General features: G+C 39.6%; 10 protein-coding genes. 3 read left to right on the top strand and 7 right to left on the bottom strand.

Annotation, left to right across the window (positions count from 1 at the left end; all coding sequences use genetic code 11):
* Nucleotides 1-50: 50 nt before the first annotated feature.
* Nucleotides 51-1,646, bottom strand: a complete 1,596-nt coding sequence (locus tag AB4140_RS12910; protein WP_102439809.1) for a BCCT family transporter — start codon at nucleotides 1,644-1,646, stop codon at nucleotides 51-53.
* Nucleotides 1,647-2,038: 392 nt separating this feature from the next.
* Between AB4140_RS12910 and AB4140_RS12905 the strand changes: the two genes are divergently transcribed.
* Nucleotides 2,039-3,592, top strand: a complete 1,554-nt coding sequence (locus AB4140_RS12905; protein ID WP_372001204.1) for an AbgT family transporter — start codon at nucleotides 2,039-2,041, stop codon at nucleotides 3,590-3,592.
* An 86-nt stretch (nucleotides 3,593-3,678) separates the two neighbouring features.
* Here AB4140_RS12905 and AB4140_RS12900 read toward each other — a convergent pair whose 3' ends face one another.
* A complete protein-coding gene (locus AB4140_RS12900; protein WP_102439811.1) occupies nucleotides 3,679-5,085 on the bottom strand; it encodes an MATE family efflux transporter in 1,407 nt (468 codons plus the stop codon).
* A 115-nt stretch (nucleotides 5,086-5,200) separates the two neighbouring features.
* On the opposite strand from AB4140_RS12900, the gene AB4140_RS12895 reads away from it, so the two are divergent.
* Complete coding sequence (locus AB4140_RS12895; RefSeq protein ID WP_102439812.1) at nucleotides 5,201-6,091, top strand: LysR family transcriptional regulator; 891 nt, start codon at nucleotides 5,201-5,203, stop codon at nucleotides 6,089-6,091.
* Nucleotides 6,092-6,161: 70 nt separating this feature from the next.
* On the opposite strand, the gene yfaE is transcribed toward AB4140_RS12895, so the two are convergent.
* From yfaE to ubiG, 5 genes are all read right to left on the bottom strand, one after another.
* The gene (yfaE, locus tag AB4140_RS12890; RefSeq protein ID WP_102476838.1) at nucleotides 6,162-6,500 is read right to left on the bottom strand and encodes a class I ribonucleotide reductase maintenance protein YfaE; all 339 of its coding nucleotides are present in this window, start codon (nucleotides 6,498-6,500) and stop codon (nucleotides 6,162-6,164) included.
* A complete protein-coding gene (nrdB, locus tag AB4140_RS12885) occupies nucleotides 6,490-7,620 on the bottom strand; it encodes a class Ia ribonucleoside-diphosphate reductase subunit beta (RefSeq protein WP_102439814.1) in 1,131 nt (376 codons plus the stop codon). The genes yfaE and nrdB overlap by 11 nt, the downstream gene beginning before the upstream one ends.
* A 55-nt stretch (nucleotides 7,621-7,675) precedes the next feature.
* Nucleotides 7,676-9,964 (bottom strand): class 1a ribonucleoside-diphosphate reductase subunit alpha, encoded by a 2,289-nt coding sequence (gene nrdA, locus AB4140_RS12880; RefSeq protein WP_372001201.1) that lies wholly within the window; start codon nucleotides 9,962-9,964, stop codon nucleotides 7,676-7,678.
* 463 nt (nucleotides 9,965-10,427) lie between these two features.
* Entirely contained in the window at nucleotides 10,428-11,096 is a 669-nt protein-coding gene (locus tag AB4140_RS12875; RefSeq protein WP_372001242.1) for an HAD family hydrolase, read from the bottom strand.
* A gap of 150 nt (nucleotides 11,097-11,246) precedes the next feature.
* Complete coding sequence (ubiG, locus tag AB4140_RS12870; RefSeq protein WP_102439817.1) at nucleotides 11,247-11,972, bottom strand: bifunctional 2-polyprenyl-6-hydroxyphenol methylase/3-demethylubiquinol 3-O-methyltransferase UbiG; 726 nt, start codon at nucleotides 11,970-11,972, stop codon at nucleotides 11,247-11,249.
* Nucleotides 11,973-12,328: 356 nt separating this feature from the next.
* On the opposite strand from ubiG, the gene gyrA reads away from it, so the two are divergent.
* Nucleotides 12,329-15,031, top strand: coding sequence for a DNA gyrase subunit A (gyrA, locus tag AB4140_RS12865; RefSeq protein WP_102439818.1), 2,703 nt, complete (start codon nucleotides 12,329-12,331; stop codon nucleotides 15,029-15,031).
* Nucleotides 15,032-15,084: the final 53 nt, after the last annotated feature.

Below are 15,084 nucleotides of genomic sequence, written 5' to 3'. Positions count from 1 at the left end.
TTGCTGGTTTTATATTCTACTTAATGGAATTTTAATTAGAACTACAATTATTACTTAGCGTAGTTTTTCTGGTTAATATCCATTTCCGATTTCAAACCCATTGTTAAGCTTACACACATTGTCAGTAAGATAATGGTGAAAGGGAGTCCTGTGGATATAGCGCCCGCTTGAAGGGCTTGTATCGCTTCTGTACCACCAACATACAATAATACCGCTGCAATAGCGCCTTCTGTGGTTGCCCAAAAGATACGTTGTGGCACTGGTGCATCAATCTTACCACCGGATGTAATACTGTCTATGACCAGTGAAGCCGAGTCAGATGAAGTAATAAAGAACACCATGATCAATATGATTGAAAGAATCGAAATTATCGAAGTCATTGGCATTACGTCAAAAGCCTGAAATAACGCTAGCGTGATATCTGTTAGCCCATTGGCACCTAATTCACCGACTTGATTGATGATTTGATCAATAGCATTGCCGCCAAATGTTGCCATCCAAAAAATAGTAATCGCTGTTGGTATCAATAGTACGCCAAGTAGGAATTCTTTTACTGTTCTACCGCGAGAAATACGTGCAATAAACATCCCCACACATGGTGACCAAGATATCCACCACGCCCAGTAAAATACTGTCCAGCCATGCATCCAAGCTTCGTCTTCTCGACCATGTGGATTGCTTAATGGAATAATATTTTCAATATAGCCCATGATAGTAATCGGTAAATAGGTCAGAGTGACGGAAAAAGTCATTATTATGATAAATAACAATAAAGCAAAAGCTGCCAGTAAATTAATATTGCTGAGAACTTTAACGCCGCCGTGCATACCGCGAATCACTGAAAATATGGCTAATGAAGTAACAAATGCAACAATAATAAGTTGAGTTGAAATGCCATTACTGATCCCAAATACATGACTTATACCACTGGCAGCTTGTTGAGCGCCCAAGCCTAGTGATGTTGCTAAACCAAACAGAGTGGCAAGCACTGCCAATATATCAATGATATGACCAAACCAACCCCAAGTTCTATCACCTAAAATAGGGTAGAACGCAGAGCGCATAGACAGGGGTAAGCCTTTATTGAATGTGAAGAAGGCCATTGATAATGCTACTACCGCATATATTGCCCATGGGTGTAGACCCCAATGGAACATGGTAGCACCTAGAGAAGCTTTAATGGCTTCATCAGTAAATGGCTCGACACCACCGGGCGTTTCAAACCAACCAGTATAATGAGCTGCAGGTTCTGCTAAGCCCCAAAACATCAGCCCAATGCCCATTCCTGCTGCAAATAGCATCGCCATCCATGAAAATATGGAATATTCGGGTACTGCGTCATTGCCACCAAGGCGGATTTTTCTAAAGGGAGAAATAATTAAGGCGATACAAAATAGTAAGAAAAAGTTTGCAGACCACATGAAAAGCACATCAAAATTATTGATTATTTTCCATTTAACGCCATCGAGTGCTGCTTTTGCAGTGCTTGCATCGACTGAAAGTAATGCAATTAGAAAAACAGCGATTAAGCCTGCACTGATACCAAAAACAGGATTGTGGATATCAAAACCCCATTTCTGGATATTATCTTGTCCCACTTCGTAGTCAGTATTATTAATACTGTATTTGTCTTTTGATTGACTCATGTGCCCTCAACAACTCATTTTATAGTAACTATTTTTATTAAAGGTTAACAGATTTAGACCCTGAGTGATGAGTGTTTTTATAATAAAAAATACCGCAAGTTACTGATGTTAATGGGTTGTTTGTTATGTTGCCACCTTGGGTTTGCCTGTTTTTTTTAGTAGTGCTGTAATTGTCAATATATCTAAACTGCGGAATAAAGTTCTGAATATTGTGTTTGATGCTTTTTTTATAAGCATTGTGGCTCTTTTTTTAAGTTTGCTTAAAGGTTGGTTTAATAAACTGAAAAATACAAAAATTCAAAAATAGATATAACCTCTATCCACTAGCGATAAATGTTGATGGCATTTATGCTTTGCTAATGGATTAAGGTATCAATGAAGGTAGGGCTAAAATGACAACTACAAGTGAGTCTTCAGAAAAAGCACCCGGCTTTTTAGGAAGAGCATTAGATGGTATTGAGCGAGTGGGTAATAAATTACCAGATCCTGCAATGCTATTCTTAATTTTGATGTTTGCAGTATGGGGAATCTCAGCTTTATTGTCGGGTGTGAATTTTGAGGCGATTGATCCTAGAACAGATAGTCCAATTGTGGTTAATAATTTATTGAGTGCGGAAGCGTTAACTCACTTTCTAACCTCAATGGTAACCACGTTTACAGCATTTGCACCGCTAGGTGTTGTTCTTGTGGCCATGTTAGGTGTAGGTGTTGCTGAGCAATCAGGCTTTATTAATACAGCACTTAAACAAATGCTAAAAATAACCCCGGCAAAGTTTTTAACACCAGCGGTTGTGTTAGTGGGGATTATTTCTCATACCGCAACTGATGCGGGTTATGTGGTCGTTATCCCACTTGCTGGGGTGATATTTTTTACTGTTGGTCGCCATCCATTAGCTGGTATTGCCGCGGCGTTTGCAGGGGTATCAGGCGGTTTTTGCGCCAACTTTATTCCCTCAGGAATTGACCCACTATTACAAAGCTTTACTCAGTCGGCAGCGCAAATTGTCGATCCTGATATTCAAGTCAACCCACTCAATAATTGGTTCTTTGCAGCTTCATCATGTATCCCAATTACCTTAACAATTTGGTATTTAACCGATAAAATTCTTGAGCCAAGACTTAATCGTAGCCATAAAGTAAAGCGTGAAGAAGTTGATTTACCAGCAATGGAAGAGGTTACTTCTAAAGAAATAAATGCATTTAGAGTGGCATCGGCGGTGATGTTGGCCGCGATAGTTGGCTTTTTCTCATTAACTATTCCTGAAACATCAACCTTACGCGATGCTAGTGGTTCGTTAACCAGTTTTAGTGCGCCATTGATGCAATCAATTGTGCCGTTAATCTTTATCTTCTTTGTATTGCCAGGTTTGGTTTATGGCTTTATGACTGGCACCTTTAAAAGTTCAGCCGATGTGGTGCAGGCGATGTCAAAATCAATGAGTGGCATGGCGCACTATATTGTAATGGCGTTTTTCTGTGCCCAGTTTGTCGCTGCATTTTCAGCGTCAAACCTTGGTGCGTTAATTGCGGTAGAAGGCGCAGGCGGCTTAAAAGCCATGAACTTGCCTGCTGAAGTTACCGTTATTGGCATGGTAATTTTAGTTGGTTTCGTTAACCTATTTGTTGGTTCATCGTCGGCTAAATGGGCACTGATTGGGCCGGTACTGGTTCCTATGTTGATGCAGCTCAATATTAGCCCAGATTTATCCCAAGCCGCTTACCGAGTGGGCGATTCAAGCTCTAATATCATTACCCCATTGATGCCATACTTCCCGTTGGTGGTAGTTTACTGTCAACGTTATGTGAAAGGCATAGGCATTGGTACGTTAATTTCTATGATGCTGCCATTTAGCTTGGCATTGTTGTCTATTTGGAGCGCTTGGTTATTGATCTATTGGTCAATTGGTTTCCCATTAGGCCTTGGTGCAAGTTACACCTACGGTTAAGCCCTTAATGATTTAGGCCTACAGTCTACAATCGAATAAACTAAAAAGGACTGCATTTGCAGTCCTTTTGTATATTTGCACAGCGCTTACGCGTGCACACTCGTTGTTTGGGGACTTTGGTGTACTACCGCTACAGGCTGGTGTTGTTCGTCGATCTTTTTAATGCGTTTTAGTTCATTAAATACCATCGGCATCAGTAAAAGACATAAGCTTATATTGGAAAGTGGCACAGCCAGCCAAATACCATTGACCCCAATCATCAACGGCAAAAGCATCAAAAATGGAAGTTGGATCAGCATATTACTTATCGAAATGGTTAAGGATTTACGGCCTTGATTAACGGCCATAAAATACACTGTGGCCACAAAGATAATACCGTCCAAGATTAACGCAAACAGATGTAATCGAATTCCGATTAAAGCTTCAGCCATTAATGCGCCATCGCCATGACTGAACAGCTGCAGCACATTGCTAGGAAACAAGTTTAATACTACAACCAATAACAGTGCGAAAATACAAACGACTTTTGTCGCAAGAATCACCGTTGTTTTGATGTTGGCTATTTGTTTTTTGCCGTAATAATAACTTACCGGTGGCTGCATACCCCCAGCAATCCCTTCTGCTATGAGATAAAACATTGTGGCGATATAGCCGATAATCGCGAAGGCGGCGACATGCACAGCCGAGCCGTAAACCATGAATGAGTAGTTATGTAAGGCAATAATAAAGCTAAAATACATGAACATAAACAAACTGGATAAGCCCAATGCCATTATAGAACCCATAGTCTTAACGTTAATGACATTCAAAGAAAATTGTAATTTAGTATTCGATTTACTCGACATAAAATAACAGCCGCCTAATATCACGACTAAGGTTTGAGAAATCATGGTAGCCAACGCAGCACCATGCAAGCCCATTGGGTAAAGGACAATCAGCAGGTAATCCAATATGATATTTACACAGGCACCTAGCACCATAAGTTGTGTCGCGATAGCCGGGTTTTCATCATTACGAATTAACAGTGGTATTGCAGTAGCCGCGGTTGTAAAAAATGCGCCATAAACAAAAACGTCTATATAGGCCATTGCCATAGATAAGTTCTCACCTTCAGCTTTTTGTAATAACAATAAGTCTTTAGCAAAAAATTGAATGAACAGCGCAGCCATTATGCTAAAGCCAATGAGCAGGGCGATGGCATTATTTAAAATGCGTTTTGATTTTATAGGGTTATTCTCGCCACGGCTGATCGATAATAAGCTGCCTGCACCCATGCCTATCATCATGCCAACACCAATAATACCGCTGATAATTGGCCAAGCGAGGTTGATCCCAGCAAGCCCCTCGAAACCAATGTAATGGCCAACGAAGATACCGTCGATGATTTGATATAAGCCACTGACTAGCATTGCGCTAATCGATGGAATGGCATATTTCCAATAATGTTGCTTCACATTATTAGGGTTAACTTTTTGAGATATGATTAACGACATTTTTTTAAGGCTTGTTGAGAATGAAGCATCATTATCGCACCATATAAGATAGACTAAAGTTGGTTACTATCCGCTAAACGGATAGATTGTTAATGATTCAATTAAGAGTATGAATATGAATTGGTCTATAGAGCAATTACAAGCATTTGTTACTGCCGTGAATTTAGGTTCATTTTCTGCTGCTGCCCGTTCTTTAGGAAAAGCGCAGTCAAGGATAAGCAGTGCTATAGCTAACTTGGAAATTGATTTAGGTTTTAAATTATTTGATAGATCTGGGCGTTTACCTGTGCTGACAGAGCAGGGCGAACAAATGTATATTGAAGCCAATGCCGTTATAGCACAATGTGAGCGTTTAAATGCTAGAGCTATGTCGGTAATGACTGATGATGAATTGTCGCTAACAATCGCTATTGACGAAGCTGTACCTATCTCTATTTTCGAAGATTTCTTTGATAAAACCGCTCACCAATTTCCATTATTAAAACTGACTATCTTAAATGGAACCCGAGACGATATTGCACAGTGGGTTGAAATAGGAAAGGCTGATTTAGGTATTTTGTTCTTGGGTGAACAACTGAGTGACAGTTTAGAGTTCTTTACCATTGATAGTTTTCATCAATCTCTAATTGTTGCACCGAAACATCCGTTAGCGTCAATACCAGTGCCAAATATTTCACAATTAAACATGTATAAACAATTTGTTATTTGTGACTTAGAAACCACAGGTAAACCTATTTCAGCTAATTGTTGGCACGTGGACAGCTATTATTATATTACTTCTCTCGTTGCCCGTGGTTTAGGTTGGGCCTTAGTACCGGAGCATATTGCCCATTCAGATTGGTATACAGGCGAGATAATTGAGTTAAGCTGTTATCACATATCGGATTCACTCACCATTGAAATGGGATTAGTGAAGCGACGGGATAAAGGTGCGGGACACATAATGAACTGGATGTTTGGTGAGGTGGAAAAAATGTTCATCGCAGCTAAAAAAGAAAGAATATAATTCAATTTTTATGTCTATCAAAGATGCTATTACTAAAAGTCAGGTCATGACTTAGCGTTAATTAGTGATATTACTCAGTCACTAATAGATGTCTGCGTTGTTGAACGTAAATATTACTGGGTTCATCTGTGGTGAGATCTAAATCAATATTGCTATCGGGTACGCAGCAACATGGCAGGCATTCATCAGCTTCTAACTCAACAAGTGGCTCAGTGATATAGCTCACCTTACCACTAATGATTTTGGTTTTACAGGCACCACAAAAACCACGTCGACATTCAGAGAAGACGTTGACTTTTTTTATTTCTAATACTTCTAAAAGCGTGTGTTGCTGTTGATTAAACAGCAACACAGGTTCCCCATTTAAGCTAACAATGGGGGCTTTTTTTAAATGTCTATTATAGGTCAAAATCTAAAAACTCATCGCTATCAACAGCTGAATCAATTTGTCCTACTAAGTAAGAAGAGACTTCTACTTCTTGTGGGGCAACTTGTACCGCATCACTTTCAAGCCAGTTTTTCATCCAAGGAAGTGGATTAGTTTGCTCAGCATAAGGCTGTTTTAAATTAACCGCTTTCATGCGCTGGTTAGTAATATATTCAACGTACTGACATAAAATCTGTTCATTTAAGCCAATCATTGAACCGTCTTTAAATAAGTACTGTGCCCACTGCTTTTCTTGTTCTGCAGCTTTATAAAAGATGTCATAGGCTTCTTGCTCACATTCAGCCGCAATTTCACCCATTTCAGGATCGTCTTTTCCACCTTGCATAATATTTAAAATATGCTGAGTACTATTAAGGTGTAATGCTTCATCACGGGCAATCAAACGAATAATTTTTGCATTGCCTTCCATTAAGTTACGTTCAGCAAAAGCAAATGAACATGCAAAGCTAACATAAAAACGAATTGCTTCTAATGCGTTGACTGACATCATGCATAAATACAATGATTTTTTAAGAATACGGCTATTAACGGTAATTTCTTTACCGTTGATGAGGTGCGTGCCTTGTCCGTGTAGATTCATCACTTGGGTTAATTCAATCAAGTCATCATAATATTGAGCGATATCACCGGCCCGTTTTAAGATTTCTTGGTTGACGACGATGTCATCAAAAACTACTGAAGGATCATTAACAATATTACGAATAATATGGGTATATGAACGAGAGTGAATAGTTTCAGAGAAAGACCAAGTTTCAATCCAAGTTTCAAGCTCAGGTAACGACACTAATGGCAATAATGCTACGTTTGGTGAGCGGCCTTGAATTGAATCAAGTAAGGTTTGGTATTTGAGGTTTGAGATAAAAATATGCTTTTCATGCTCAGGTAAACTTTGATAATCGATTTTATCTTTACTTACATCTACTTCTTCCGGACGCCAGAAAAAGGATAATTGTTTTTCAATTAACTTTTCGAACACTTCATATTTTTGTTGATCGTAACGTGCAACGTTAACGGGTTGTCCCATGAACATAGGTTCATACATTGGGTTGTTCGGAGTTTGACAGAAAGTAGAGTAAGCCATTTTTATATCCCAAAAAAGCGGGGAAAACTCCCCGCGTTGATATGCTAATTAGTGATTAAATCTTACAAGCGCCGCTTGCACAACCATCGTCTTCTTTTTCAACGACAGTGATGTCATCAAACTGATCCGATGCACCATCACGGGTGTTGTGATAGTAAAGGGTCTTAACCCCAAGCTTATAAGCGGTGAGCAAATCTTTCAGTAAGGTTTGCATAGGCACTTTTTGATTATCAAATCGTGTCGGGTCGTAATTGGTATTTGATGAGATTGCTTGGTCCACAAACTTCTGCATCAAACCGACTAACTGTAAGTAACCCTCATTATTTGGCATATTCCAAAGTAATTCATACTTATCTTTAAGTTCATCAAAGTCAGGTACAACTTGCTTTAATTGACCATCTTTACTGGCTTTAACACTGATCAGGCCACGTGGTGGTTCAATGCCATTGGTTGCATTAGAAATTTGCGATGATGTTTCAGACGGCATTAATGCCGAAAGAGTGGAGTTACGCAGGCCGTGCTGTTTAATATCGGCACGTAAACCTTCCCAATCCATGTGTAATGGCTCGTCACAAATTTTATCCAAGTCACGTTTATAGGTATCAATGGGTAAAATACCTTGAGCGTACGTTGTTTCATTGAACAAAGGACATGCGCCTTGCTCTTTTGCTAAATTGTTTGATGCTTTCAATAAGTAAAATTGAATTGCTTCAAAGGTTTTATGGGTCAAGTTATTACCTGAGCCATCAGAATATTTCATGCCATTCTTAGCAAGGTAATTAGCGAAGTTAATCACACCTATGCCTAGAGTACGACGATTCATAGAACCAAGTTGCGCTGAAATGATTGGGTAATCTTGATAATCAAGCAAGTTATCTAATGCACGTACTGCTAAGTCAGCTAATGGTTCTAGCTCTGATAAATCTTTGATAGCACCAAGGTTTAATGCTGATAATGTACAAAGGGCAATCTCACCATTTGGATCATCAATATTCTTCAACGGTTTAGTTGGCAAGGCGATTTCTAAACAAAGGTTTGATTGCTTAATTGGCGCAACTTGCGGATCAAATGGGCTGTGAGTATTGCAGTGATCAACATTTTGAATGTAGATTCGGCCTGTTGATGCACGCTCTTGCATCATCAATGAAAATAATTCAACTGCTTTAATCTCTTTACGACGAATGCTTAAGTCAGCTTCATACTGAAGGTATAGACGTTCAAATTCGTCTTGAACAGCGAAGAAAGCGTCGTATAAACCTGGCACATCAGATGGGCTGAATAGGCTGATGTTTTGACCTTTGATTAAACGTTGGTACATCAATTTGTTTAGCTGTACACCGTAATCAAGATGGCGAACACGGTTGTCTTCAACACCACGGTTATTTTTAAGTACCAGTAACGATTCAACTTCTAAATGCCATAACGGGTAGAATAGGGTAGCTGCACCACCACGTACGCCGCCTTGAGAGCACGATTTAACCGCTGTTTGAAAGTATTTGTAAAATGGTAAGCAACCGGTATGGAATGCTTCACCACCGCGAATAGGGCTACCTAATGCACGGATACGACCGGCATTGATCCCAATACCTGCGCGTTGACTAACGTATTTTACAATTGAAGATGCGGTCGCATTGATAGAGTCAAGGCTGTCGTCACATTCAATTAATACACATGAGCTAAATTGACGTGTCGGAGTACGTACACCTGCCATAATTGGGGTTGGTAAAGAAATCTTAAATGTTGAAGCCGCATCATAAAAACGTTTGATGTAATCTAAACGGGTGTCTTTTGGGTAACGCGCAAATAAACAAGCTGCCACTAAAATATACAGGAACTGAGCACTTTCATAAATTTCGTTAGTGACGCGGTTTTGAACTAGGTATTTGCCTTCAAGCTGTTTAACTGCAGCATAAGAAAAGTTCATATCGCGCCAGTGGTCAATATAACCATCTAAAATGGTTAATTCTTCTGACGTGTAATCTTCTAAAATATGCTTATCGTATTTGCCAAGTTCAACCAAGCGAGTGACTTGATCAACTAACTTCGGTGGCTCAAATTGGCCAAAAGCTTTTTTACGTAAATGAAAAACAGCAAGTCTTGCAGCGAGGAATTGATAATCAGGCGCTTCTGGTGAGATTAAGTCTGCTGCTGCTTTAATAATGGTTTCGTGGATTGCTTCAGTTGGAATACCGTCAAAGAATTGTAGATGAGAACGTAATTCAACTTCTGAGACTGAAACGTTTTTCAATCCTTTAGCTGCCCACTCGATAACGCGATGAATTTTGTCTAAATCGATTGTTTCGCGTTCGCCACTGCGTTTTGTGACTGTCATATTGCTGTTCATTAAAAAAGCCTTGATTGTAAAATAGTTTGCGTGATTTAAATTTTGGATCTTTTTTAATCGTCTCGTTTACGATCGCCATTAAATCACAATACGTTCCCTTGTAAGTTGATCATCCATAAGCACTAACAACGTAATATATCCAAGAAATACGAGTGTTATTTGAAGACCCAAAGCAGAAAAAGCCTTGTGTCTTGTTCTGATGTCACACACAAGATATGGTGTTTAATTAAAACTTACATACAAGATAGTGAGGTTTGGGGCGATTTGCAAGCAGCAATTTAGTGAATAAGTTGTGGATATCTTATGTATAGTGGCCAATGTTAGTGAAGGCTAACCTGCTAGGTCAAAATACACGATATTTTGTTGGTTAAGATTAATATTTAGCCGAAAAAAAACGTGAGCTCGATCGCTACAATATTCGGCGATCGATTGTTTTGTTAACAAAATTATTTGCTATTTATATTTAAGATTTGTTAAGGAAAGCCTGATGTAAGTCGGCAACCTTGCTGAACTGAAAATCACTCGGCCATTCATTGGGTTTATCTTGCTCTGACAAATACCCCCATAATGCGATAGCGCCTTTCATCCCAGCATTACGGGCGGCAATTAAATCCCTTTCAGCATCACCTATATATAGGATGTCCTGTGGCAGGCAATTAATTTGCTGGGCAGCAAGTAACATTGGCGCGGTATGTGGTTTGGAGTGCTGGGTGGAGTCACCACTGATAATCGCAGTGAGTTTGTGCTCGATGTTTAAGGCCTTAACCAATGGCCGAGTAAAACGGGCTTGTTTATTAGTAACAACACCATAAGGGATGTCAAGTTGCTCTAATAACAACAGAAAATCATCAAAACCGCTAAATAATGATGCTTTTTCACCATTGACCCGTTGGTAATGCACTAACAAAGCTTGCTGAACTTCGATTTGTAACTCATGGGAAAGCTCAGGTATACCGGCTTTTACAAGCGCCAAACTACCATGGGAGGCAGCAGAGCGTAAGTTATCAATACTTTTACTAGCGATACCGCGCTCTTGCAAACTTAAATTTAATGCATGGACAAGATCTGGGGCTGTATCAGCTAATGTACCGTCTAAATCAAAGAGTATACCTTTAATCTTGTTCATAGTTATCCTAAGCGTGCTGAAGTTATTAGCGATTACTTAATCCGATTATGAATTAAGTGAAGGATTAAAGTAGTAATGTCACTGATTCACTGCAGTATTACTACTTTAATATTGTTCTACTATTTATGGCTGGCTATTAAAGATGACGATGTGATACTAATCAGCTTTTTGGGTGGCGATCATATAATTAACGTCAACTTTATTCGTGTACTTATATACACCCGTTAAAGGATTAAAGCTTATCCCAAGAGCATCACGGCAATGAAGCTCTGTTTGGTCAACCAAATTGATTAACTCAGACGGTTTAATGAACTTACTGTGGTCATGCGTGCCAACTGGCAGCATCTTTAAAACATATTCAGCGCCAACAATTGCTTGAATATATGACATCAGGTTACGGTTAATGGTTGAAAAGAACACATAACCGTTAGGTTTAATCATATCGCAGCATGCTTTAATCACTGATAATGGGTCAGGGACGTGCTCTAACATCTCCATGCATGTGACCACATCATAATAGCCTTGATGTTGCTGTGCATGTTCTTCTGCTGTCATGGTTTGATATTGGATATCGATGCCAGTTTCTAATGCATGCAGTTTAGCCACTTCAATTTGCGCTTCACCCATGTCTAAACCTGTTACATTGGCACCAATTTTAGCCATGCTTTCTGACAAAATACCACCACCACAACCGATATCTAATACTTGCTTACCAAAAATACCACCACTGGTTTGATCGATATAATTAAGGCGTAATGGGTTAAGTTGATGCAAAGGCTTGAAACTGCCATTAGGATCCCACCAAGACTGGGCCATTTGGGCAAATTTTTCTATTTCTTGATGATCTACATTTTGCGGCGTGGTTTGTTCTTGGTTAGACATGTCGAGAACCCATTAATTATTAGTATTTATTGCAGGTATTATAACCATTGGATTGAATAAACATAGTGAGATGAAGCAAGATTTCACTTTGGTTGACGGAATATTGCTCAATGTCTGCCCATAAAAACGACATCAGTTTTTTATGGGGCAATTTATCAAAATGAAATACGCAAATAATGTAATAGAGATTGTTGAATTTAAAGATTTTTTGACAGCTTTTATCCTCGCGTTAATATTTCCTTGTTCTAGGGTCTAGCCTCTTTAAATATCTGTGTTAGAATGCCAAATCACGTTTTTGAGCTACACAATAAAATGGAATAATTATTGTGCGCTAATTTTAGGGGAACGAGCAGTTTATGACTGATCTGGCATCATCAATTTCGCCAATTAACATCGAAGACGAACTAAAGAATTCATATTTAGATTATGCAATGAGTGTAATCGTAGGTCGTGCATTACCTGACGTTCGTGATGGGTTAAAACCTGTTCACCGTCGTGTGTTATTTGCCATGAACGAGTTGAAAAACGACTTCAATAAGCCTTATAAAAAATCAGCTCGTGTTGTTGGTGACGTAATTGGTAAATATCACCCACATGGTGACACGGCCGTGTACGATACGATTGTTCGTATGGCACAACCATTCTCAATGCGTTACACGCTCGTTGACGGCCAAGGTAACTTTGGTTCTGTTGATGGCGATTCAGCAGCGGCGATGCGTTATACCGAAATTCGTATGCGTAAGTTGGCACATTCTTTATTAGCTGACTTAGAAAAAGAAACCGTAGATTTTGTACCTAACTATGATGGTACTGAATTTATCCCAGCGGTTTTACCTACTCGTGTACCAACATTATTAATTAATGGTTCGTCTGGTATTGCGGTTGGTATGGCAACAAATATCCCGCCACATAACATTTCAGAAGTGATTAAAGGCTGTTTAGCATTAATTGAAGAACCTGAGTTATCTATTGAGCAATTAATGGATTACATCCCAGGTCCTGATTTCCCGACAGCAGCCAGCATTAATGGTCGTAAAGGGATCATTGACGCGTATAAGACCGGTCGTGGCCGTGCGATTATGCGCTCAAAAGCTGAAATTGAAGACAATAATGGCCGTGAGCGTATTATTGTTACTGAAATCCCATATCAGGTTAACAAAGCCCGCTTGATCGAAAAGATTGCTGAGCTTGTTAAAGATAAAAAGATTGAAGGTATTACTGGTCTACGTGATGAATCTGATAAAGACGGTATGCGCATCGTTATCGAGATCAAACGTGGCGAAGTCGGTGAAGTTGTTTTAAACAACTTATATGCGCAAACTCAAATGCAATGTTCTTTTGGTATTAACATGGTGGCATTGACCAATGGTCAGCCTAAACTGTTTAACCTGAAAGAAATGCTAGAGTGCTTCATTCTTCACCGTCGTGAAGTGGTGACGCGCCGTACTGTATTTGAATTACGTAAAGCCCGTGAACGTGCTCATATTCTTGAAGCATTGGCTATTGCATTAGCTAACATCGATCCAATTATTGCACTAATTAAAGAATCGCCAACCCCTGCGGAAGCGAAAGTAAAATTAGTGGCACAAGGTTGGGATCTTGGTAACGTTCAAGGCATGCTTGAAAAAGCCGGTGATGATGCTGCTCGACCTGAATGGTTAGAGCCAGAGTATGGTATCCGTGAAGGCAAGTACTTCCTGACTGAGCAACAAGCACAAGCTATTCTTGAGCTACGTTTACATCGCCTAACAGGTTTAGAGCACGAGAAGATTCTTTCAGAATACGAAGAGTTACTTGAGTTCATTGCAAGCTTATTATTCATTCTACGTAGTCCTGAGCGCTTGATGGAAGTGATCAAAGAAGAATTAGAAGAAATGCTTGAGCAATACGGCGACCCACGTCGTACTGTTATTAACCAAAACGAAGTTGATATGAGTCTAGAAGACTTAATCAATGAAGAAGATGTAGTCGTAACACTTTCTCATATGGGTTACGCCAAGTACCAACCGTTAACTGACTATCAAGCTCAGCGCCGCGGTGGTAAAGGTAAAGCTGCTACTAAAGTAAAAGATGAAGATTTCGTCGAAAAACTATTAGTTGCCAATACCCATGATACGATTTTATGTTTCTCTGATTTTGGTAAAATGTATTGGTTGAAAGTTTATCAACTACCACTGGCAAGCCGTACCGCTCGTGGTCGCCCAATCATTAACTTATTACCATTGTCAGATGGTGAGCGTATTACTGCAATTCTACCTGTTCGTGAATATGCAGATGACAAATATATTGTTATGGCTACCGCTCACGGCACCGTGAAGAAAACCGCATTAACGGCTTACAGTAACCCACGTGCGAACGGTATTATTGCCGTTAACCTTAAAGACGACGATCAACTAATTGGTGTTGATATTACTGACGGTAGCAACGACATCATGTTGTTCTCAAACGAAGGTAAAGTGGTTCGCTTTAACGAAAAAGTACGTGATTCAGAAACCGGTGAAGTGAAGAAAGATCCTGAAACTGGTGAAGACATGATTGCGATTCGTCCAATGGGCCGTACAGCAACAGGTGTTCGTGGTATCAAACTTGAAGATGGTCAGAAAGTTGTTTCGATGATCATTCCGAAAGTAGAAGGTGATATTCTAACTGTCACTGAAAACGGTTATGGTAAACGTACTGATTTAGCTGAATATCCAGCTAAGAGCCGTGGCACTAAAGGTGTGGTTTCAATCAAAGTAAGTGAACGTAATGGTGCTGTAGTAGGCGCAGTTCAAGTTACTGAAACTGACGAAATTATGCTAATTAGTGATAAAGGCACCTTGGTTCGTACACCATCTGCTGGCGTGTCGTTGATTGGTCGTAACACCCAAGGCGTAACGATTATCCGCACTGCAGAAGATGAGAAAGTCGTTGGCTTGCAGCGTATCGAAGAAATTCAAATGGATGAATCTGAACTTGATGCTGAAGCAGAAGGTCAAACAGTAGAAGGCGAAGTAGTTGCAACTACTTCTGATGCTGAAAACCCTGCAACAGATACACCTGCACAAGATGACGAATAAGTTATTCTAGTGACAAAAAAGGATGCCAATTGGCATCCTTTTTTATTGCTTGT

This window comes from Shewanella sp. 10N.286.51.B2, from assembly GCF_041469265.1.
GTDB lineage: Bacteria > Pseudomonadota > Gammaproteobacteria > Enterobacterales > Shewanellaceae > Shewanella.
The sequence above is the reverse complement of the archived record's forward strand: the minus strand, read 5'-3'. Positions and strand labels throughout refer to the sequence as shown.

Coding starts and splice junctions, on each gene's coding strand:
- AB4140_RS12895 (WP_102439812.1), top strand. CDS start 5,201: ATGAATTGGTCTATAGAGCAATTACAAGCATTTGTTACTGCCGTGAAT.
- AB4140_RS12900 (WP_102439811.1), bottom strand. CDS start 5,085: ATGTCGTTAATCATATCTCAAAAAGTTAACCCTAATAATGTGAAGCAA.
- gyrA (WP_102439818.1), top strand. CDS start 12,329: ATGACTGATCTGGCATCATCAATTTCGCCAATTAACATCGAAGACGAA.
- AB4140_RS12910 (WP_102439809.1), bottom strand. CDS start 1,646: ATGAGTCAATCAAAAGACAAATACAGTATTAATAATACTGACTACGAA.
- AB4140_RS12905 (WP_372001204.1), top strand. CDS start 2,039: ATGACAACTACAAGTGAGTCTTCAGAAAAAGCACCCGGCTTTTTAGGA.
- ubiG (WP_102439817.1), bottom strand. CDS start 11,972: ATGTCTAACCAAGAACAAACCACGCCGCAAAATGTAGATCATCAAGAA.
- nrdB (WP_102439814.1), bottom strand. CDS start 7,620: ATGGCTTACTCTACTTTCTGTCAAACTCCGAACAACCCAATGTATGAA.
- nrdA (WP_372001201.1), bottom strand. CDS start 9,964: ATGAACAGCAATATGACAGTCACAAAACGCAGTGGCGAACGCGAAACA.